Source organism: Afipia sp. GW822-FHT03D08 (genome assembly GCF_058801645.1).
Window position 1 is genome coordinate 1,605,840 of record NZ_JBXANK010000001.1, and the last position, 21,387, is coordinate 1,627,226.

20 protein-coding genes are annotated in these 21,387 nt (G+C 61.1%); 2 read left to right on the top strand and 18 right to left on the bottom strand.

Features of this window, described 5'->3' with window-relative positions:
- Positions 1 to 39: 39 nt before the first annotated feature.
- Complete coding sequence (locus AC1RM7_RS07955; RefSeq protein ID WP_024920825.1) at positions 40 to 702, top strand: glutathione S-transferase family protein; 663 nt, start codon at positions 40 to 42, stop codon at positions 700 to 702.
- Here the strand turns inward: AC1RM7_RS07955 and AC1RM7_RS07960 are convergent.
- Both AC1RM7_RS07960 and AC1RM7_RS07965 read right to left on the bottom strand, forming a co-directional pair.
- A complete protein-coding gene (locus tag AC1RM7_RS07960; RefSeq protein ID WP_024920826.1) occupies positions 699 to 1,514 on the bottom strand; it encodes a helix-turn-helix domain-containing protein in 816 nt (271 codons plus the stop codon). The two genes, AC1RM7_RS07955 and AC1RM7_RS07960, sit on opposite strands and share 4 nt — an antisense overlap.
- Before the next feature lie 58 nt (positions 1,515 to 1,572).
- On the bottom strand, positions 1,573 to 2,868 hold the full coding sequence (locus AC1RM7_RS07965; protein WP_024920827.1) for an acyl-CoA dehydrogenase family protein: 1,296 nt from the start codon (positions 2,866 to 2,868) through the stop codon (positions 1,573 to 1,575).
- Between the two features lie 210 nt (positions 2,869 to 3,078).
- On the opposite strand from AC1RM7_RS07965, the gene AC1RM7_RS07970 reads away from it, so the two are divergent.
- Positions 3,079 to 3,858: an enoyl-CoA hydratase-related protein gene (locus tag AC1RM7_RS07970; RefSeq protein WP_024920828.1), complete on the top strand. Its 780-nt coding sequence runs from the start codon at positions 3,079 to 3,081 to the stop codon at positions 3,856 to 3,858.
- A 111-nt stretch (positions 3,859 to 3,969) separates the two neighbouring features.
- Here AC1RM7_RS07970 and AC1RM7_RS07975 read toward each other — a convergent pair whose 3' ends face one another.
- The 16 genes from AC1RM7_RS07975 to AC1RM7_RS08050 form a co-directional block, all read right to left on the bottom strand.
- Entirely contained in the window at positions 3,970 to 4,350 is a 381-nt protein-coding gene (locus AC1RM7_RS07975) for a DUF6285 domain-containing protein (RefSeq protein WP_024920829.1), read from the bottom strand.
- Position 4,351: 1 nt separating this feature from the next.
- Complete coding sequence (locus AC1RM7_RS07980) at positions 4,352 to 5,347, bottom strand: phosphotransferase family protein (protein ID WP_024920830.1); 996 nt, start codon at positions 5,345 to 5,347, stop codon at positions 4,352 to 4,354.
- A 102-nt stretch (positions 5,348 to 5,449) separates the two neighbouring features.
- Entirely contained in the window at positions 5,450 to 6,649 is a 1,200-nt protein-coding gene (locus AC1RM7_RS07985) for an ABC transporter substrate-binding protein (protein WP_024920831.1), read from the bottom strand.
- 111 nt (positions 6,650 to 6,760) lie between these two features.
- Entirely contained in the window at positions 6,761 to 8,599 is a 1,839-nt protein-coding gene (locus tag AC1RM7_RS07990) for an AMP-dependent synthetase/ligase (RefSeq protein ID WP_024920832.1), read from the bottom strand.
- A 92-nt stretch (positions 8,600 to 8,691) separates the two neighbouring features.
- Positions 8,692 to 9,471 carry an ABC transporter ATP-binding protein gene (locus AC1RM7_RS07995; RefSeq protein ID WP_024920833.1) on the bottom strand — a complete coding sequence of 260 codons (780 nt, stop codon included), beginning with the start codon at positions 9,469 to 9,471 and terminating at the stop codon, positions 8,692 to 8,694.
- 195 nt (positions 9,472 to 9,666) lie between these two features.
- Positions 9,667 to 10,425, bottom strand: a complete 759-nt coding sequence (locus tag AC1RM7_RS08000; RefSeq protein WP_024920834.1) for an ABC transporter ATP-binding protein — start codon at positions 10,423 to 10,425, stop codon at positions 9,667 to 9,669.
- Positions 10,422 to 11,573: a branched-chain amino acid ABC transporter permease gene (locus AC1RM7_RS08005; protein WP_024920835.1), complete on the bottom strand. Its 1,152-nt coding sequence runs from the start codon at positions 11,571 to 11,573 to the stop codon at positions 10,422 to 10,424. The genes AC1RM7_RS08000 and AC1RM7_RS08005 overlap by 4 nt, the downstream gene beginning before the upstream one ends.
- Positions 11,574 to 11,583: 10 nt before the next feature.
- Entirely contained in the window at positions 11,584 to 12,459 is an 876-nt protein-coding gene (locus tag AC1RM7_RS08010; RefSeq protein ID WP_024920836.1) for a branched-chain amino acid ABC transporter permease, read from the bottom strand.
- 253 nt (positions 12,460 to 12,712) lie between these two features.
- On the bottom strand, positions 12,713 to 14,455 hold the full coding sequence (locus AC1RM7_RS08015) for an ABC transporter substrate-binding protein (protein WP_024920837.1): 1,743 nt from the start codon (positions 14,453 to 14,455) through the stop codon (positions 12,713 to 12,715).
- Between the two features lie 103 nt (positions 14,456 to 14,558).
- The gene (locus AC1RM7_RS08020) at positions 14,559 to 14,885 is read right to left on the bottom strand and encodes a DUF2160 domain-containing protein (RefSeq protein WP_024920838.1); all 327 of its coding nucleotides are present in this window, start codon (positions 14,883 to 14,885) and stop codon (positions 14,559 to 14,561) included.
- A 2-nt stretch (positions 14,886 to 14,887) separates the two neighbouring features.
- Entirely contained in the window at positions 14,888 to 15,694 is an 807-nt protein-coding gene (locus AC1RM7_RS08025; protein WP_006021619.1) for a carbohydrate ABC transporter permease, read from the bottom strand.
- Entirely contained in the window at positions 15,694 to 16,596 is a 903-nt protein-coding gene (locus AC1RM7_RS08030; protein WP_006021620.1) for a carbohydrate ABC transporter permease, read from the bottom strand. Before AC1RM7_RS08030 ends, AC1RM7_RS08025 begins: the two co-directional genes overlap by 1 nt.
- Entirely contained in the window at positions 16,596 to 17,681 is a 1,086-nt protein-coding gene (locus AC1RM7_RS08035; protein ID WP_024920839.1) for an ABC transporter ATP-binding protein, read from the bottom strand. The genes AC1RM7_RS08030 and AC1RM7_RS08035 overlap by 1 nt, the downstream gene beginning before the upstream one ends.
- A gap of 4 nt (positions 17,682 to 17,685) precedes the next feature.
- Positions 17,686 to 18,765 carry an ABC transporter ATP-binding protein gene (locus AC1RM7_RS08040; RefSeq protein ID WP_024920840.1) on the bottom strand — a complete coding sequence of 360 codons (1,080 nt, stop codon included), beginning with the start codon at positions 18,763 to 18,765 and terminating at the stop codon, positions 17,686 to 17,688.
- Complete coding sequence (gene glpD / locus AC1RM7_RS08045) at positions 18,762 to 20,306, bottom strand: glycerol-3-phosphate dehydrogenase (RefSeq protein WP_024920841.1); 1,545 nt, start codon at positions 20,304 to 20,306, stop codon at positions 18,762 to 18,764. The genes AC1RM7_RS08040 and glpD overlap by 4 nt, the downstream gene beginning before the upstream one ends.
- A 236-nt stretch (positions 20,307 to 20,542) precedes the next feature.
- Positions 20,543 to 21,331, bottom strand: a complete 789-nt coding sequence (locus tag AC1RM7_RS08050) for a DeoR/GlpR family DNA-binding transcription regulator (protein WP_006021624.1) — start codon at positions 21,329 to 21,331, stop codon at positions 20,543 to 20,545.
- Positions 21,332 to 21,387 lie beyond the last annotated feature (56 nt).

Here is a 21,387-nt window from a genome sequence, read left to right on the forward strand (position 1 = left end):
GCGTTGTATAACGCCGGACATCTTCAGGGATCGATCGATATGCTGACGCTGTATCACTGCTCGAGTGCACGCTCCTTCCGTCCGCTCTGGACCCTGGAAGAGCTTGGCATTCCCTACGACCTGACGATGCTGCCCTTCCCGCCGCGTTTCCTGAAGCGCGAGTATCTCGAGCTAAATCCCTTGGGCACCATTCCGTTTCTCGTCGATGGCGATGCGCGGATGACCGAGTCGTCCGCGATCTGCCTCTATCTCGTAACGAAGTACGGCCCCACACCGCTGAACGTCGCGGTCGATGAGCCTGCCTATGGCGCGTATCTGAACTGGCTGTTCTTCGGCGAAGCGACGCTGACGTTTCCGCAGACGATCTATTTCCGCTATTCGCAGCTTGAGCCTGACGAGAAAAAGAACCCGCAGGCCGCGGCCGATTACGCACGCTGGTTCCTCGCCCGGCTGCGCGCGCTGGAAACCGCCGTCTCGCAGTCGGACTGGGTCTGCGCCGGGCGCTTTACAGCTGCGGACATTTCAGTCGGCTATGCCCTGATGTTCGCGCAGTCCAATGGCCTTTCGGCGCAGTTCACGCCGGCCGTCGCCGCCTACTGGGAGCGGCTGAAGCAGCGTGAGGGATTCCGCAAGGCGATTGCCGCACAGGACCGCGCCAGCGCGGAGCAAGGGGTCGCGCCGAGAGTTCCGGCGGCCACCTAGGCCCGCATACTCGCGGCGTCGCTCGCAACATCCCTGCCGTTGATGATCTGCAAGCGCCGCGAGCCGGAAAACAGCGCACTCGGTTGAAGCCCGTAAATGCGGCGCAGCGAGTGACTGAAATGCGTCGAGTCCGGATAGCCGGCATCGAGCGCGAAATGCGCAAGGTTTCGCTCGACATTGACATGATGCAGGATATTCCGCGCGCGCTTCCAGGCGCGGAATGTCTTGAAGTTCATGCTGGTCTCGTCCTTGAACAGATGCAGGAAGCGCGACAGCGACAGCTTGACGCCGCTGGCGCAATCGTCACCCGAGATGCTGCTCGACGGCTTCGCCTGAAAGCGCGACACGACGGTCGATATGCGCGTATCAAGGTCGCGCGGCTTCAGGCGGCGCTGGAGAAAGATCTGGTCGAAATCGGCCGAAGTGAAACCGCTGGTCCCGCTGAGCGCCATGGTCGCATAGATTTCGCGAAACCGCGCGGCGAGCCGGCCGGCCGCAACCGGATCGTCGCACTGGCGGATGATCTGCGCGAGATCGTCATCGCTGACCGATTCAGGCTCGATCAGCAGCCCGAGAATTTCACGCGACTCCGATGTGATCTTGTGCGGCAGATAGGCCGGAACGGCGAGAATCTCGCCAACACGCGGCGGCTGCCCGGCCACTTCAAGGCACGCGGTGCCATGCAGCGGCACACAGACCGCGAGCGCGCCGAGCGTGCGCACCGAGGGCTTGCCATGCAGCCCGGCGTAGAACACACGCTCCGAACTGATCAGCATGAACCGGTCGGACCGGCCGGACGTACACCTGCGCATCGTTTCCTCCAGAAACATATCCTTCACGGGCGATTGTTCGCCTCTTGTGAAACTCGAATTAGCGGCTCTTCTCCGTCGTCTCGAATTTTCCCGCCCCCATATAGCCGAACAGAAATCCGGCGACCTTGCGCTTCTGGATTTCCTCGCTGCCTTCGGTGATGCGGTAGCGCCGGTGGTGGCGATAGATGTGCTCGAACGGCTTGTGCCGCGAATAACCCATGCCGCCGTGCACCTGCATGGCCCGGTCCGCCGCCTCGCAGCACAGCCGGTTCGCCCAGAAGTTACACATCGACACCTTGTCGGAGAGCCGATGCTCGACATCGGCCTGGGTCATACGGTCCATCTCCCACGCCGTCTTGCGGATCAGAAGCCGCAACATCTCGGCCTGCGTCGCAAGCTCGACCAGCGGAAACTGGATCGCCTGATTTTCCGACAGCGCGTGACCAAACGGCTTGCGCTCGCGCGCATAGCGCACGCTCTCGTTGATGCAATACACAGCCGCGCCGAGCGAACTCGCAGCCTGACGAATCCGGTTCTCATGCACAAAACACTGCGCCAGCGACAGACCGCGTCCGACCTCGCCGAACAATGCATCGTCCGGCACGAAGACATCGGTGAAGCTGACGCGCGGGTGATCGGTCGGCATGTTGAAGGTCCAGAGATATTCCTCGACTTTCACGCCCTTCGCATTCGCCGGAACAAGAAAACACGTAATGCCCCGCGCATCGCCGTCATTGCCCGATGTGCGTGCGAAGGTCGCGCAGTGGGTGGCGACATGCATGCCGGTGGTCCACATCTTTTCGCCGTTGATCACCCAGCCGCTGACGCCGTCGCGCGTGGCCTGAACGGCCGTCGTTTCCATATGGGTGGCGTCGGACCCGTGATCGGGCTCGGTCAGGCCAAAGGTGATGCGGTACTTGCCGGTGAGCGCGCCTTCGATCATCGCCTTCTGATCGTCGCGGCCGTAGCGGTCCAGCATGGTGACCAATGGAAAGTTTCCCACAATCGAGTGCTCGTTCTGCAAATCGTTGTGCAGGCCGAGACCCTTGGCGGCGAAATGCTCGCGGATCACCGCCATCCAAAGATTCGAACCGTCCCTGCCGCCGTAGCGCTTGGGAATTGCGAAGCGCAGATGCCCGGCCTCATCAGCGAGATTTTTCGCCTGACGCAGCAGGCCTTCCCATTCATGGCGCGGCAGGCCGCCCTTGTCGAAATCCGTGCGCGCCCATTCGCGGCGGTGATCAAAGAAACGGATGTTGTCGTCGCGCTGCTCAAGCGGCTTGATGGTCTGATCGATGAAGCGATCGAGCTCGGACAGGTACGCAGTCAGATCTTCAGGCAGCGAGAAATCCAACGCGCAACTCCCTGATGTCCATCTCGGACTTCTTGTTATGGGCGTGCTGCTCGCGCGAACCGCCGGTGGAGGCAAATTAAGATAAGACCGACGACGTTAGTCAAGCGCTTAATTAATTTGTGAAGCGGCTTCTTTGCTGGTCTATTCCGCGCACGGCAACATCGCTCAAATGTTGCAACGCAGCGCAAGAAACGTCCAAGGAAATCGCTCATGGCCTATGAATTCGCCAAGGTGGACCGCAAAGGTCCCCTGACCATCATCACGCTCAATCGCCCCGAGGTGATGAACGCCGTGCATTCGCCGATGCATTTTGAGATGCATCGCGTTTTTGACGAGTTCAACAAGGACCCCGATCAGTGGATCGCGATCGTCACCGGCGCGGGCGACCGGGCGTTTTCCGCGGGCAACGATCTGAAGTGGCAGGCCCAGGGCGGCCAGCGCGGCTGGGACACCAGCGGCTTTGCGGGACTGACCCACCGTTTTGATTGCGACAAGCCGATCATCGCCGCGGTCAACGGCGTGGCCATGGGCGGCGGCTTTGAAATCGCGCTGGCCTGCGACCTGATCATCGCATCTGAAAACGCGACCTTCGCCCTGCCCGAGCCGCGTGTCGGCCTCGCTGCACTTGCCGGCGGGTTGCATCGCCTGCCCCGCCTGATCGGGCTCAAGCGCGCCATGGGCATGATCCTGACCGGACGCCACGTTCCCGCGCGCGAAGGACTTGAACTTGGTTTCGTCAACGAGGTCGTGCCGAAAGGCGAAGCGCTCGCGGGCGCGGAGCGCTGGGCCAATCTCATCCTCCAGAACGGGCCGATGTCGATCCGAGCCTCGAAGCAGGCCATGCATCGCGGCCTCGGCGTGTCGCTGGAACAGGCGCTGGCCGAACAGTTCGACTATCCGGCAGTCAAGGCGCTCGCCGCATCAGAGGATTACATTGAAGGCCCCAAGGCTTTCGCGGAAAAGCGCCCGCCGCAGTGGAAGGGGCGGTAATCTTTCATAGACCGGGATAAACGGTTCAGCGTCATTGCGAGCGAAGCGAAGCAATCCATTTTCCTTGAAGACATGGATTTCTTCGTCGCTTCGCTCCTCGCAATAACGAAACTAGCCTTGCTTGCTGTCCCGCTCGCGGCGATAGGACGCATAATTCGGCTGATCGATGGCGAGCTTGTCCAGCGTGGTCTGCCAGACGTGTTCGGTCAGTCCCGGCGTATCAAAGCCGACCTCGCCGCTTGCGATCCGCGCCGACAGCAGCCGGTTGAGCTCTTCCAGCGTGCCGGTTGCGCCGAGCAGCTTTGACAGCCGTTCAAGTTCGGCCGCATCACCGGATGCCTCAAGGGTGAGCTGACGCGCGACCAGATCGAGCGCGTTCAGCCCGACACGCAACTTGAACGCAGCGTGTCCGGACAATTGCGGCGCGACATCGGCGCGAAGAAATTCCGCGACTGCGTTGATCAGTTCGACCGGTGTGGGCTGATCCTGCATACTATTTCCCTCGACGCGGCGCCAGCAGCCGCAACAGATCGATTTCGGTTTCCGAGGCGCGGCGGCCGATCATGGCGCGCTCCATCGAATGATCCGGGCCAGCACGAAAGCGCTGCATCATGCCGCAGCACATGATGCCCCACCGCAAGGTGCCAAGTGTCTCCCAGAACATCACCCGAGCCACATCGACCGGACGGCCGGATGCGGCTTCATACGCCGCAAACAAATCCTCGCGCGAACCGAGTCCCCCGACCGGTTTGTCGATCTCACCAAACCGCCACGAGTTCACGCAGATCCAGCCGAGGTCTTCCATCGGATCGCCAAAGTGCGCCAGCTCCCAATCCAGCACCGCCCGGACACCCTCGGGGCCGATTATGAGATTGCCATGGCGGAAATCGCCATGAACCAGCGTCACCGTGTCGGACGTCGTCGGCGCATTGTCGCGCAGCCAGCGCAGCGCCAGATCGAACACCGGGCGCGGCCAGTCGAAGGATTTGTATTCGGCGGCAAGATCGTCGAGCTCGCCCGCCACCGTCATCAGCCGCAGCTTCGGCAAACGCGCCTTATCCAGCGCGTGAATGTCCGCAACCACCCTGCCAAGCTGGCTCGCCAGCACCTTGCGCGCATTGGCGAACTCCGCATCGCGGAGGATCTTGCGCGGAATGGTTTCGCCCTCGACGCGGTCCATGATGAAGCCGCTGCCAAGGCCGTCGTCCGCCCGCAACACATAACGCACGCGCGGCGATGGAACTCCTGCCTCATAGGCCTGCTGCATCAGGACTGCTTCGGCTTCGAGACCGGCCGCACGGCCCGGAGCCGCGCCGTAACCCGATGGCGCGCGGCGCAGAATGACGGCCATGTCACCCGAAGTATGCAGGACGTTGAACGACCAGGTTTCCTGGCTTGCCCCGCCGGAGAGCTGAGCCAGGCGATCGATGCCTGTGGCTCCCGGAAACCAACGCGCGATGCCGGTCTTGAGCGTACTCTCAATCGTCATTTGGATTCTTGGGGCTTGCTGGCTCTCTTGTTGGAGCCGGACCGTAAATAAAATCGCGTGCGCGGGCAACCGCGCACGCGATGTCGTTTCAGAGCGGCCTGCTCAGAACATCAAGCCTTCTTTCACCAGAACCCAGCGGCCACCCTTGACCTGCTGAACCTGCGTCACGGTGCTCGCAAGATGGTTGGTCTTGGAGAACTTGGTCGGCGGAGAGTTGAAAATGTCCTGGAACACATCGCCGGATTCCATCGCATCGAGCACTTTCTGACCGGTCAGATCCTTGCCCGCCTTGTTAACGTAATGGGCGAAGGTCATCATCGCATTATAACCGATGATCGCCTGCGTGTTGGCGTCAGCGCCAAACGCCTTCTTGTAGTTGTCCAGCCAGTCCTTGGCCTTGCCCTTCGCCGTGTCCGGATAAGGAATTTCGAAGGCGGCCGCCGCATAAAGACCTTCAACGGCTTCCTTGCCGAGCGCAGGCACTTCGAGGACGTTGGTCGGTGTTGCGCCGAGGAACGTCACATCCCAGCCGAGCTTCTTGGCTTCACCCATCGCGCCGATGGTTTCGCGGATCACGGTGCCGAGCACAACGAGATCGCAGCCATCGGATTTCATCTTCGCGACCTGCGCGCTGAAGTCGGATGCGCCGCGCTTGTAGCTGGTGATCGCGGCCGGAGTGATCTTCATCGCAGCCGTCTGCTGGTTAAAGCCGTCGAGCACGCTTTTTCCGTATTCGTCATCCTGATGCATGATGCAAGGCTTGGCGAATTTCTTCCATTCGATCATGTGCTTGAGCGCGGCGCGTGTACTTTCAACATAAGGAAGAATGTTGTTGAACTTCAGCCGTTCCTGCGGCTTCGCCGGATCGAACTTGAAGGTGAATTCGGCCGCTGTCAGCGGGAAAAGCTGCAGCACGCCCGCGTCGAACAGAATGTCCTGCGCCGCGAGCACGGTGGGGGAACCCATCGGTCCGACCATGGCGAAGATCTTGTCCTTCTCGATCAGCTTCTGCGAGGCGAGCACCGCGCGCTTTGGATCGTAACCGGAGTCTTCCACGATCAGCTTGATCTTGCGGCCGTTGATGCCGCCGGCGGCGTTGATCTCGTCAGCCGCCATTTTCAGGCCGTTGGCCACCGGCACGCCCCAGCCCTTGATCGGGCCCGACAAATCCTGGTGCGACCCGACAACAATTTCGGTCGGCGAGATGCCTTCGTTGGTCACCTTGGTCTGTGCGAAGGCCGGCGACTGGGTCAGCGCGAGCGCCCCCACCGCAAGGCCAAGCGCCTTGAACGATTTCGACATAACGGTCTCCTCTCTGTTGGCCCATATTCAGCGAAGGCCGGGCCTTGCTACCTTCGCCGCTGAGCGGCCCTTTCAGGCCGCGGAATGCGCTTCCACAGTGTATTCAAGAGCTTACGCCATAGCGCTCGCCCGGTACATTGCATCGATTTCGGCTGCGTAGGACTTGTTCACGAAGCTCCGCTTTAACTTCATGGTCGGCGTCAGTTCTTCATCTTCAGGCGTGAGCTGCCGCTCGATCAGATGGAATTTCTTGATGGTTTCGACGCGGGCAAAGTTCGCATTGACCGCTTCGATCTCGCGTCTGATGAGGTCCTGAATTTCCGGCGCGCGGCACAGGCTCGCGTAGTTCGTGAACGGAATGTTGTAGTCCTGCGCGAACTTCTCGACGTTCTCGTGGTCGATCATCACCAGACATGTGAGGTATGGCCGCTTGTCGCCGATGACCACGGCGTCCGAGATATAAGGCGAGAACTTCAACTGGTTCTCGATCTCGGACGGCGTGATGTTCTTGCCGCCGGACGTGATGATGATGTCCTTCATCCGGTCTGTGATCTTGACGAAGCCCTCGTTGTCGATAGTGCCGACATCTCCAGTATGCAGCCAGCCCTTTTCATCAATGGTTTCAGCGGTTTTCTCGGGCTGATTCAAATAACCCATGAACAGGTAATCGCCCTTGATAAGGATTTCTCCCTTCGGGCAGATCATGACCTCGCCCCACGGCGCGGCTTTTCCGACCGAGCCGAGCTTGATGCGGTCGTTCGGCATCAGGGTCGCGACGCCGCAATTCTCGGTCTGGCCATAGACCTCGCGCATGTCGAGGCCGATGGCGAGATACCAGCGGATCAGATCTGGCGAGATCGGCGCGGCGCCCGTGAAAGCGATGCGCACGCGGTCGAGGCCGAGCATGCGGCGGATGTTGCGGAACACCAGCCAGTAAGCCGCCTTCCCCGCCAGCCGCAAATGCAGCGGCGGCGTCTCCCCTTCGAGCCTGTAGTCGGTCAGGCGCTGGCCGATAGCGAGCGCATGCCGATACATCCATTGCTGGAGCGGCGTGGCGTCCTTCAGCGCGATGGTGATGGCCGAATAGAACTTCTCCCAGATGCGCGGCACCGCGAGAAACGCGGTCGGCTGCACCTCGCGCAGGTTGTCCGGCACGGTTTCCGGACTTTCGGCAAAGTTCATGATCGAGCCGACGGCGATCGACAGATAGTAGCCGCCGATGCGCTCGGCGACATGGCACAGCGGCAGGAATACCAGCCGCTCCTCGTGATCGGTCGGAACCAGAAGATAGTCCGCGTAGCGCATCTGATGGGTGACGCTGCGGTTGGAGTGCATCGCGCCCTTCGGCGGGCCCGTCGTTCCCGAGGTGTAGACCAGAATGGCAAGATCGCTCGGGCCGCGGCTGGCAATCATCTCATCCCACAAGGCCTCGCGGCCGTTCATGTGGTTGCGCCCGAGCGCCATGAACTCGTCCATCGACATCACCATCGGATCGCTGAAGCCGCTGAGACCTTCCATGTCGAACACGATGATCTTTTCAAGCGTCGGGCACCGCGCGCGGCAGGCCAGAATCTTGTCAAGCTGTTCGTCATCTTCCGCGAAAATGACTTTGGTGCGCGAGTCGTTGATCAGGTATTCGACCTGCGAGGCCGAGTCAGTCGGATAGATGCCGGACGAGACGCCGCCCGCGCAGAGCACGCCCATGTCGGCGAACACCCATTCAGGAGTGGCATTCGAGACGATGGAGGCAACATCGCCCGGCTTGAAGCCGGATGCATGGAGCGCGTAGGCGATCTCCCTGGCCGTGTTGAGCCACTCGCGCCAGCTTGTGGATTGCCAGACGCCGAGATGCTTCTCCCGGATCGCGGTCTTGTCGCCACGCGTTTCAACCGCCAGCAGAAAGCTCTTCGCGATTGTATCCGCGACGGTGATCACTGCGGGTTTCACCATAGCTCGCTCCCTATCCTCGCCGCGGATCACGCGGCGTTCGTTCTCTCCCATTCTTGCCGCCCGGTCTTGTTGCCGGACTTCGAACCTGATCGTTATCGCCAGGTCTTCTTTTTCTTCCAGCGCCGTTCGCCCCGCGCGCCGTCTTCCTTGGCGCCGAGGTAGAATTCCTGAATATCCTGCGATTGCATCAGCCTCTCACAGGTATCGTTCATCACCACACGGCCGATTTCGAGGACATATCCGTAGTCCGCCGTCTCCAGCGCGACCTTGGCGTTTTGCTCGACCAGCAGGATCGACATGCCCTGCTCTTCATTGACGCGCTTGATGATGGTGAAAATCTCCTTCACCAGCAGCGGCGACAGACCAAGCGACGGCTCATCCAGCAGCAGCAAGGCCGGGCGATTCATCAGCGCACGGCCGATGGCCAGCATCTGCTGCTCGCCGCCGGAGAGTTGCCCCGCCGGCTGATTGATACGCTCGCGCAGACGCGGGAAGTAGCCGTAGACACGCTCAATATCAGAAGCAACGCCGTCGCGATCCTTGCGCGGATAGGCGCCCATCATCAGGTTTTCGCGCACGGTGAGAAACGGGAACACCTCGCGCCCTTCGGGCACATGGCTGAGGCCGAGGCGCACGATCCGGTCGGCTTCCATGCGCTGGATCGGCTGGCCCTTGAATTCGATGGAGCCCTTCTGCGGATCGAGAATACCGGAAATGGTCTTGAGTACGGTTGTCTTCCCTGCGCCGTTTGCGCCGAGCAGCGTGACGATCTTGCCGCGCGGCACTTCAAGGCTGATGCCGCGGATGGCCATGATCGGCCCGTAATAGCTCTCGATGTTGCTTAGCCTGAGAATGATGTCGGGGCTGCTCATGACATCGTCCTCGCAACACGAACGCGGCGTAATGTACTCCCTCTCCCCTTGGGGGAGAGGGTTGGGGTGAGGGGGTTCAATGCTAGAACGGAAATATCGATCCCCCTCACCCGGCGCTGCGCGCCGACCTCTCCCCGACGGGGAGAGGTGAAGCAAAAAATCGATAGTTTACGCTTTACCATCTGAGCTCAATCCTCATGTGCCCAGATACGCTGCGACGACATCGGGATGCGCCTGAACCTCGGCGGGCGCACCCATGGCCAGCACACGGCCGTAGTTCAGCGCGATCACCCGGTCGGAGACGCGGTTGACCAGCGTCATGTCGTGCTCGACCATCAGCACGGTGATGCCAAGCTCGGTCTTCATGTCGCGGATCCAGAACGACATGTCGTCGGTCTCCTCCACATTCAGCCCGGACGACGGCTCATCCAGCAGGATCAGCTTCGGCTCGGTGCACAGCGCGCGGGCCAGTTCGATCACCTTGCGCACGCCATAGGGCAGCCCGGAGATGAGCTTGTCCCGATGGGCGGCAAGGTCAAGGAAATCGATGACCTGCTCGACGCGGCGGCGATGCGCTTTTTCGTCGCGGCGTACGTTCGGCAGGAACAGGAGTTCCTGCCACAGAGTCGTGGTGGAGTGCCGGTGCCGCCCGACCAGAAGGTTGCTCAGAACGGTCGCGTTCTCGAACAGTTCGATGTTCTGGAAGGTCCGGGCAATGCCCAGCTTGGCGATGCCGTAGGCCGGCTCCCCGGTAATATCCTGATCCTCGAAATAGAGCCGTCCCGAGGTCGGCTCATAGAGCCGCGAAATCAGGTTGAAGATCGAGCTTTTACCGGCTCCGTTGGGGCCGATGATCGAGAGAATTTCGCCCTTCTCCACCGCGAAGCTGACGGAATCCACCGCCTTGAGGCCACCGAAGTGAAGCGAGAGATTTTCCGCGCGGAAACAGCTCATCGGTTCCGCTCCGATTTGACGTAGATCTTCTGCCGTTTGAAGGTCGCGCGCTTGTAGAGCGGAAAGAGCTGGAAGAAGAGCTTGATCTTCAGCCAGCGGCCGTAGATCCCGTAGGGCTCGAACAAGATAAACAACATGATGATCAGGCCGTAGATCGCGCCCTTCAGTCCGTTGGCCGAGGCGATCGCCGCAACATTCGCCTTGATATGCGCGGCCTGCTCGGCGCCCGCACCGAATGTCGCGGCAAGTCCGGCGATCACGCCGGGAATGTCATCCTTCAGGAAGGTCAGGAACGGATCGACCATCACGATGAAGATCGCGCCCAGCACCGCGCCGTGCAGGCTCAGTACGCCGCCGATGATGATGACCATGATGAATTCGATGGAGAGCTGGAGGGTAAACATCTCCGGGCTGATGAAGGACATCTTGTGCGCGAACAGACAGCCCGCGAAGCCGGTGATCGCAGCACTCAAGGCGAACGACTTCACTTTGTAACGCGCGACGTTGATGCCCATGCTCTTGGCGGCGGTTTCGCTGTCGCGGATCGCGACAAAAGCGCGCCCGGTCGGCGAACGCATCAGGTTCAGCGTACCGACGATCACGAGAATGAGCAGGCCGAGGCACAGGTAATAGAACGCAGGGCTATCGCGCGGCACGCTGTTGCCAAGCAACTGGATGGTCTTGACCCGCATGCCGTCGTTGCCATGGGTGACGCTTTCCCAGCGCGCCAGCACCTCCTCGACAATCAGCGCGAAGGAAATCGTCGCGATCACAAGATAGATGCCCTGCAGCCGCAGCGCCGGAAATCCGACCATCGCGCCGATGATGCCGGTGAGAATGCCGGCGGCAAGGAAATACACAACAAACGGGACGCCAAGCTGCTGCAGATAAGCCGCCGTATAAGCGCCAATGGCAAGAAACGCTGCGTGTCCCAGCGAGGCCTGTCCGGTGAAGCCGGTGAGGATCATCAGTCCGACGCCAACGGTGGCGTAGATGCAGACGAACACGAGCTGGCTCATCAGATAGCTTGAAAGCGTGAACGGCGCGATCACCAGCAGGATCAGCAGCGCACCGTACGACCAGAGGTAGCCGCTGTGCGGGATGAGCCGGATGTCGTCGTTGTAGTCGGTCTTGAAGAGAAACCGCATGCGACGCTCCTCAGACTTTCTTCCGCGTGTGAATCCCGAAGATGCCTTCGGGTTTCAGCAGCAGCACCGCGAGAAGCACGAGGTAAGGCGCGACGTCTTTCCAGCCCTGCGGCAGATAGAAGCCCGCCATGCTTTCGATCACGCCGATCAGAACGCCGCCGACCACGGCGCCGGGGATCGATCCGAATCCGCCGAGCACCGCCGCCGGAAATGCCTTCAGACCCAGCACCAGTCCGACATTGGAATGGACGAAGGTGATCGGCGCCAGCAGCACGCCGGCGCAGGTTGCAACCGCCGCGCTGATCGCCCAGACGATCGACACCACGCGCTTGACGGGAATGCCCATGTAATAGGCGGCGAGCATGTTCTCGGAACTGGCCCGCATTGCGGTGCCAAGGGTGGTCTTATTGAAGAAGAGATACAGCACGACGCAAAGAACGATTGTCGCAGCAATCACCGACAGCTTGTCATAGGCCAGCACCAGGCTGCCGAGCCGCAGCACGCCCTGGCTGAACGGCGTTTCGATCTTGAGATCGTCGGTGCCCCAGATCATGCCCGCGACCGACCGCAGGAAGAACCCGAGCCCGATGGTGGCCATGATGATGGAGAATTGCGGATAGCCGAGGATCGGCCGCACCACGAGACGCTCGGCCAGCATGCCGAACATGGCCATCGCCGCGACCGCGGCAATGAATCCAAGCCAGTAATTGAAACCCAGCAGGCTGATGAAGGTGAAGGCGAAGAACCCGCCCAGCATCATCAGGTCGCCCTGCGCGAAGTTGACGACCTCGGTGGCTTTGTAAACAAGGACAAAGCCAAGTGCGATCAGGCCATAGACACAGCCGAGCGCAATGCCGCTCACCAACTGCTGAACGAAGTCCAGCATCTTCGGTTACCCCTCCCCAACGTGCCGCGATTCTAGCGATCGCATTTGGTCACGCCGCGATCCTATCGATCGCCTTGCTTGGTTCTTGTGTCGATTAGCTATGCGTTTTTGCACGAGCCTTTTCGTAATCAGACCCAAACCGCAACGAGGTGTCAACAACACCCGAAAGAGTGCGATGCATCAAACGAAAAAGGCCGGGATTGCTCCCGGCCTTGAAGTTGTGCGCATCACTTGAGCGCACAGGGAGGTTGCTTTATTTCGCTTCGGCGCGCTTCGGAGGCGAGGCCGGCCACGACTTGATCAGCGTGTCGTAGTCGACGGTTTCGCCCTTCGGCTTCTCGTTCGCCAGCTTGCGCTGCGGAGCGATGTTGCCGTCCTTCTCCGACTTGGCGAACCAGAACTCCGCGGTCTCCTTCTTGTTGAGCTTCGGTCCGCAGGCGCCCTGCACGCCCGACTTCTCGAGGCGCTCAAGCACCGAGTCTTGGGCCGCAGCCAGCGAGTCCATCGCAGCCTGCGCGGTCTTCGCACCGGACGACGCATCGCCGATGTTCTGCCACCAGAGCTGAGCCAGCTTCGGATAGTCAGGCACGTTGTTGCCGGTCGGGGTCCACTGCACGCGCGCGGGCGAGCGGTAGAATTCGACCAGACCGCCGAGCTTCGGCGCACGCTCGGTGAACGACTTGTCCCAGATGTCAGACTCGCGGGTGAACGTGAGACCGACATGGCTCTTCTTCAGGCTCACCGTCTTGGAGTTTATGAACTGGAGGTAGAGCCAGGCCGCCTTGCGGCGGTCCGGCGGGGTCGACTTGAGCAAGGTCGCGGAGCCGGCGTCCTGATAGCCGAGCTTCATGCCTTCCTTCCAGTACGATCCATGCGGCGACGGAGCCATGCGCCACTTCGGCGTGCCGTCGGCATTCACCACCGGCAGACCGGGCTTCACCATGTCCGCGGTGAAGGCGGTGTACCAGAAGATCTGCTGGGCGATATTGCCCTGCGCAGGAACCGGGCCGGCTTCGGAGAAGGTCATGCCCTGCGCCTGCGGCGGGGCATACTTCTTCAGCCAGTCTAGATACTTGACGATCGAGTAGACCGCCGCGGGTCCGTTGGTGTCGCCGCCGCGTTCCACGGATGAACCGACCGGACGGCAGCCTTCCATGCGGATGCCCCATTCGTCGACAGGCTTGCCGTTCGGGATACCCTTGTCGCCGTTGCCCGCCATCGACAGCCAGGCGTCGGTGAACCGCCAGCCGAGCGACGGGTCCTTCTTGCCGTAGTCCATGTGGCCATAGACCTTGACGCCGTTGATTTCCTTGATGTCGTTGGTGAAGAACTCGGCAATGTCTTCATAGGCCGACCAGTTCACCGGCACGCCAAGCTCGTAGCCATACTTGGCCTTGAACTTCGCCTTGTAGTCCGGATTGGTGAACCAGTCGTACCGGAACCAGTAGAGGTTCGCGAACTGCTGGTCCGGCAACTGATACAGCTTGCCGTCCGGTCCGGTGGTGAACGACTTGCCGATGAAATCATCAACGTCGAGCATCGGATCGGTGACGTCCTTGCCCTCGCCCGTCATGTAATCCGACAGAACCACGGTCTGGTTGTAGCGGAAGTGGGTGCCTATCAGATCGGAGTCGTTGATCCAGCCGTCATAGACGTTCTTGCCCGACTGCATCTGCGTCTGCAGCTTCTCGACAACGTCGCCTTCCTGGATCAGGTCGTGCTTGACCTTGATGCCGGTGATTTCGGTGAACGCCTTGGCCAGCGTCCCCGACTCGTATTCATGCGTCGTGATCGTTTCAGACACGACATTGATGTCCATGCCCTTGAAAGGCTCAGCGGCCTTGATGAACCACTGCATCTCCTTCATCTGGTCTTCCTTCGACAATGTCGAAGGCTGGAATTCCGTGTCGATCCACTTCTTCGCCGCAGCTTCGTCTGCGAAAGCCGGCGCGCCGATCGCGGCTGACGCCGCAATCAATGCCACCGCGCTTGTCATCGTCAAAAGACGATTCCTTTTTGTAACGTGTCGCATGGTTTCCTCCGTTGAAAACACAACTTCAGGTCCGGGTTGATCCACGGATCTGCCTTTTCTCCACCCGCTAGACGTTGCGAAATATGACAACGGCCGACATGATGGAAATTACGGTAGCGATCCACAAACTCGAGACCTCGACGCCCTCGCCGATCGGGAGCGTCGCAATCGGGTTCGTGCCCGCAAATGCAATCCACAAAAGATGAATGACCGCCGTGGCGATCAGCGATATGAACAGCCTGTCGCCGCGCGTGGTCGGAATATGCAGGATTCCGACGCGCTCGGCCTCGGGGTAACGCACCGCGAGCCAGGTCATGACTCCAAGCGTTCCCGCCAGCAGACAGAAGAAGATCGCCGTTGGTGCCGTCCAGGCCATCCATGCGATATGTTCCATGGTTACACCCGTCCCAGCGCGAAGCCGCGCGCGATATAGTTGCGGACAAACCAGATCACCAGAGCACCCGGGATGATGGTCAGGACGCCGGCGGCTGCCAGCAACCCCCAGTCCATGCCGGACGCGGAAATCGTGCGCGTCATGGTCGCGGCGATCGGCTTGGCGTTTACCGATGTGAGAGTGCGCGCCAGCAGCAGCTCGACCCACGAGAACATGAAGCAGAAGAACGCCGCGACGCCGATGCCGCTCGCGATCAGCGGCATCAGGATCTTCACGAAAAAGCGCGGAAACGAATAGCCGTCGAGGAATGCGGTTTCGTCGATCTCTTTCGGAACGCCGGACACGAAACCTTCGAGAATCCATACAGCGAGCGGCACATTGAACAGGCAGTGCGCCAGCGCGACCGCCCAGGGCGTATCGAACAGATTGATTGCCGAGTACAGATTGAAGAACGGCAGCGCGAACACGGCCGGCGGCGCCATGCGATTCGACAGCAGCCAGAAGAACAGATGCTTGTCGCCGAGGAAGCGGTAACGCGAGAACGCATAGGCCGCGGGCAGCGCGAAGGAGATCGACAGAATGGTGTTGATGAGGACGTACTTCAGCGAATTGATGTAGCCGGAGTACCAGCTCGAATCCGTGAAGATGCGCTTGTAGTGAACCAGCGTCGGATTGTTCGGCCACAACGTCATGGTCGTGACGATTTCCGTGTTGGTCTTGAAGCTCATGTTGACGAGCCAATAGATCGGCAACAGCAGGAAGATCAGGAACAGTCCGAGAATGATGCGACGTCCGGGAATGGTATGCATCATGCGCCTCCCGCCGGTTGCGCGCGTTCGTTATCGGCGTTCGTCATCACCGTGTAGAACACCCAGCACACGATCAATATGATGATATTGTAGACAATGGACAGCGCAGCCGCCTTGCCAAGGTCGAACTGTCCGAGCGCGATCTTGACCAGTTCGATCGACACGAAGGTCGTAGAGTTGCCGGGGCCGCCGCCCGTCACGACGAACGGCTCGGTATAGATCATGAAACTGTCCATGAACCGCAACAGCACCGCGATCAGCAGCACGCGCTTCATCTTCGGCAACTGGATCGCGGTGAACACGGCCCAGCGAGACGCGCCGTCGATCTGCGCGGCCTGATAGTATGCATCGGGAATGGATTTCAGACCGGCGTAGCACAGCAACGCGACGAGACTGGTCCAGTGCCAGACGTCCATGACAATGATGGTGCACCATGCGTCGAAGCTGTTCGACACGTAATTATAGTCGAATCCCATCTTGTTCAGCGTGTAGCCCATCAGGCCGATGTCGGGACGTCCGAAGATCTGCCAGATGGTGCCGACCACATTCCATGGAATGAGCAGTGGCAGCGCCAGAATGACGAGACAGGCCGCGACGCGCCAGCCTTCGCGCGGCATCGACAGCGCGACCAGAATGCCGAGCGGCACTTCGATAGCGAGGATGATGGCGGAGAACAGCAGATTGCGTCCAAGCGACGCCAGGAAGCGGTCGCCGAGGTCCGTCGACGGATCGAGCAATTCCTTGAACCAGCCGACCCCGTTCCAGAAGAACTGATTGTTTCCAAACGTGTCCTGCACCGAATAGTTGACCACCGTCATCAGCGGCAGCACCGCCGAGAACGCCACGATCAGGAACACCGGCAGCACCAGCAACCAGGCCTTGTTGTTGATCGTCTTGTCCATTACGCGCGCCCTTCAACCAGAAGACTGTCGGCATAGACGTGAACATGGGCCGGATCGAACACCAGCCCGGCGGTGTTGTCCGGAACAGAGAACCCATTCGGCACGCGGGCAGCGAACTTCACATCGCCGATCCGTACGCGCGCAAAGCGGACGCGGCCGAGGTCGTCGATCCGTTCGATCTGCGCAGACAGCAATCCCGGTGCGGGCGCGGCAACATGAACGAACTCAGGCCGCACGCCGATTTCGATTTTTGCGCCAAGCGGAAGGCTGTCATAGGTCCGGTTCAACCTGATGGTGTGGCCGTCGATTTTCGCCTCATTGCCCTTCACCTCGGCGGGTACGATATTCATGCCGGGTGATCCGATGAAGTATCCAACGAAGGTATGCGCCGGCTTGGCGAACAGTTCTTCCGGCGTCCCGCTCTGCACCACACTGCCGTCGTGCATCACCACCACCGTATCGGCAAAGGTCAGCGCCTCGGTCTGATCGTGGGTGACGTAGATCATTGTCAGATCGAGCGCCTGGTGCAGCGCCTTGAGCTTGGAGCGCAGTTCCCATTTCAGGTGCGGATCGATCACCGTCAGCGGCTCGTCGAACAACACCGCCGCAACGTCGGACCGCACGAGACCGCGGCCAAGTGAAATCTTCTGCTTGGCGTCGGCGCTGAGCCGGACCGCCTTGCGATTCACGTAGGGCGTCAAATCGAGCAGCTTGGCGATTTCCGTCACCCGGGCGTCGATCTCCTTTCGCGGCAGGCCCCGGTTCTTGAGCGGAAACGCGAGGTTCTCGCCCACCGTCATGGTGTCGTAGATCACCGGAAACTGAAACACCTGCGCGATGTTGCGCTCGCGCGTCGTGGAGTGCGTGATATCGGTGCCGTCGAACAGCACCTTGCCGTGCGACGGCGTGACGATGCCCGAGATGATGTTCAGGAGCGTGGTCTTGCCGCAGCCGGACGGTCCCAGCAGCGCGTAAGCGCCGCCCTGCCGCCATGTCATGGTCATCGGCTTCAGCGCATAGGACGCCCGGTCTGCAGCGTTGCCGCCGTAGGAATGCGCAAGATCGACAAGATCGATGCGAGCCATGATCTCACCGTGCTGCCGGCGCGGCGACGAGCCGGCCGGATTGATCGAAAATGAACAGGTCGTTCGGATCGAGCACCGCTTCAAGCTCCTGCCCAGGCAGAAACTCGTGGATGCCGGACAGCACCGCGACCCAGTTGTAACCTTCGCGTTTGAGATGCACGAAGCTTTCGGAGCCGGTGATCTCGGTCACGCTGACGGTGGTGACGAATCCATGGCGACCGTTGGAGGGGGCCGCCACTTCAAGCTGATGCGCGCGGAAGCCGACCTTGTAGGCGCCGTCGCTCAAACCTTCGTAAAGACCGGCCACCGACGCGCGTTCGCCGCCGGAATAGAAGATCGAGCCGTTTTTCTTCTCGATGCCGACGGTGTTGAGCGGCGGATCGGAAAACACCTCCGCCACTTCTACCGTGTCAGGACGCCGGTAAACCTGCGGCGTCGCACCGGCCTGCAGCACCCGCCCTTCCCCCATGCAGATGGTCCGGCCGCCCAGCAACAGGGCTTCCGACGGTTCAGTCGTCGCATAGACGAAGATCGCGCCGGACTCCTCGAAGATGCGGGGCAGTTCGGTGCGCAGTTCCTCGCGCAGCTTGTAGTCGAGATTGGCGAGCGGCTCGTCGAGCAGCACGAGGTCCGCGCCCTTCACCAGCGCGCGGGCGATGGCGGTGCGCTGCTGCTGGCCACCCGAGAGCTGCAACGGCGTCCGGTTGAGATAGGATTCGAGCTTCAGCAGCTTCGCGGCATTCCTGACGCGGGTCTCGATCTCGTCGCGCGCGACGCCCTGCACGCGCAGCGGCGACGCGATGTTCTCGTAAACCGTCAGCGTCGGATAGTTGATGAACTGCTGGTAGACCATCGCCACCGAGCGTTTGCGCACATCGAAGCCGGTGACGTCCGTGCCATCGACAAGCACGCGGCCGGAGGTCGGCTTGTCGAGCCCGGCGAGCAGCCGCATGATCGATGTCTTGCCCGCCAGCGTCGGGCCGAGCAGCACGCTCAATGTTCCGCGCTCAAGTGTCAGCGAGACATCCCGAATCCAGGGAACGCCGTTGACCTCGCGCGAAACCTTGTCGAGGGTGACGCTCATGCACGGCCTCCCGCTTCCTTCAGCGGCCGGTCGATGCCGCTGCGATGCGTGGCGATCCAGTCGTCGAGCGCCTTCACTTCATCGGCCGACAGACGCAGACCCAGCTTGGACCGTCGCCAGACGATGTCCTCGGCGGTGCGCGCGAACTCGTGCGCGATGAGATAGCGGACTTCACGCTCGGTCAGCGTGTCGCCGAACAACTGTCCGAGATCCGCCAACGACGACGCCTTGTCGAGAACCTTGCTGGCCCGCGTACCATAGGCGTGCGCCAGACGAAGTGCGAGAGAGCGCGACAGGAACGAATTGTCGCGGATCAGTTCATCCGCCAGCGCCGGGATTGCGGACACATCGAGATCGCCGCCGGGCAGCGGCGCCGTACCGGTCCAGCCCGCAGGCTTTGCCTTGCCCGGCAGATACTGCTCCAGCCGCTCCAGAGCCTCTTCGGACAGGCGGCGATAGGTGGTGATCTTGCCGCCGAAGATCGACAGCAGCGGCAACCCGCCCGGCGCATCGAATTCGAAGACGTAATCCCGCGTGGCAGCCTTGGCCTCACTGGCGCCGTCGTCATAGAGGGGACGCACGCCGGCATAGGCCCACACCACATCCGCGGGGGTCACCTGCTTGGCGAGATAGTCGTTCACCGACTGGCACAGATAGGCGATTTCTTCCGCCGAGGCCTTCACCTTGGACGGATCGCCGTCGTAATCGCGATCGGTGGTACCGATCAGGGTGAAGTCGTTCTGGAACGGGATGACGAAGACCACGCGGCCATCGCTGTTCTGGAACGTGTAGGCGTGATCGTGATCATAGAGGCGCGGCACGACAATGTGCGAGCCCTGCACCAGGCGCACCTTGGCCTTGGCGTTGATCCCCGCACGGCGGCTCAGCACATCCTCGACCCATGGACCGCCGGCATTGACCAGCGCACGCGCCTTGATGCTGCTCTGCGCACCGCTGATCGTGTCTTCCAGCACGACCTGCCAGCAATCATCCAGCCGCTGCGCCTCGATCGCGCGGGTTCGCGTGCGGATAACCGCGCCGCGATCGGCCGCGTCGCGCGCGTTCAGAACTACAAGGCGCGCATCATCGACGAAGCAGTCGGAATATTCGAAGCCCTTGGTGAAGCGGCCGGGGGCAAGAGGCTGACCGACCGGATCGCGCGCCAGATTGACGGTGCGCGTCGCCGGCAGCAAACGCCGACCGCCGAGATAGTCGTACATGAAGAGGCCGAGCCGCAGCAGCCACGCCGGACGCAGTCCCGCGTGATGGGGCAATACGAAACGCAGCGGGCGAATGATATGCGGGGCAATCTGCCAAAGCACTTCGCGCTCGAGCAGCGCCTCGCGGACCAGGCGGAATTCGTAATACTCGAGATAGCGAAGACCACCATGGATGAGTTTGCTCGACCAGGACGATGTGCCGCTGGCGAGATCGTTCATCTCGCACAGGAACACGGAATTGCCCCGGCCCGCGGCGTCGCGGGCGATGCCGCAGCCGTTAATGCCTCCGCCGATGATTGCGAGGTCGAAAACCTTGTCCAACGTCTCTCCCCGGCGCTCGCTATTTTCACTTATAGCGATTTCGCTTTCGTATTGGATTAAATCACAACTTAAAACGAAAGCAAGCGGCGTGATGAATGCGCAGGCAGACGCGCCAGCGCTCGGGAAAAGTGAAGATATGTGAGGGAGTTACAGCTCCGGCGTCGACAGACAAGCAAGAAGCGAGCGCCAACTGTCCACAAGCCGAACCAGCAAGCGGCGGAATCGGCTGAAGGCCGTCAGGCCACGTCAGCGGGCTTGTCGGGCATCGCCGCGATGACCTCGATGCCCCGGCTATTGCAAATCGCCTGAAGCCCGGCGGGCAACGGCAGGTCGGTGACGAAGGTATGGATCTGGCTGAGATGCGCGATGCGAACCGGCGCGTTGCGGCTGAGCTTGGTGCTGTCGGCCACCAGCATCACGCTACGCGCATTGGCGATGATGGCCTGCGCCGCCTGCACCTCGCGATAGTCGAAGTCGAGCAACGCGCCCTCCTCGTCGATCGCCGATGCGCCGATGATGGCGTAATCGACCTTGAACTGGGTGATGAGGTTGTTCGCCGTCGATCCAATCACGGCGCCGTCGGCGCGGCGCACCGTGCCGCCGGCGACGATGACCTCGATTCGTGGGAGGCGATAGAGCAGCATCGCCACGTTGAGATTGTTGGTGATGACCAGCAGGTCCTCATGCGCCGTGAGCGCGCTCGCGACCTCTTCCGTCGTGGTGCCGATATTGATGAACAGCGAGCAGCCATTGGGAATCTGCGCCGCCGCCGCCGCACCGATGGCTTTCTTTTCCTCCGCCGCGACGAACCGTCTCGCCTCATAGGCCAGGTTTTCGACGCCCGAGGCGATGATAGCGCCGCCATGAACCCGCGTCATCGAGCGGCGGTCGCACAGATCGTTCAGGTCCTTGCGGATGGTCTGCGCCGAGACTTCAAAGCGCCGCGCCAGATCCTCCACCGTCACCCGCCCGGAGGCGCGCGCAATGTTCAGAATGTCGGACTGGCGATTGGAAAGCTCGGTCATTCAGCACCCATATGGGGGCAATGGTGCTGCGGTTGCCGCGTCCGGTCAACTCGGCA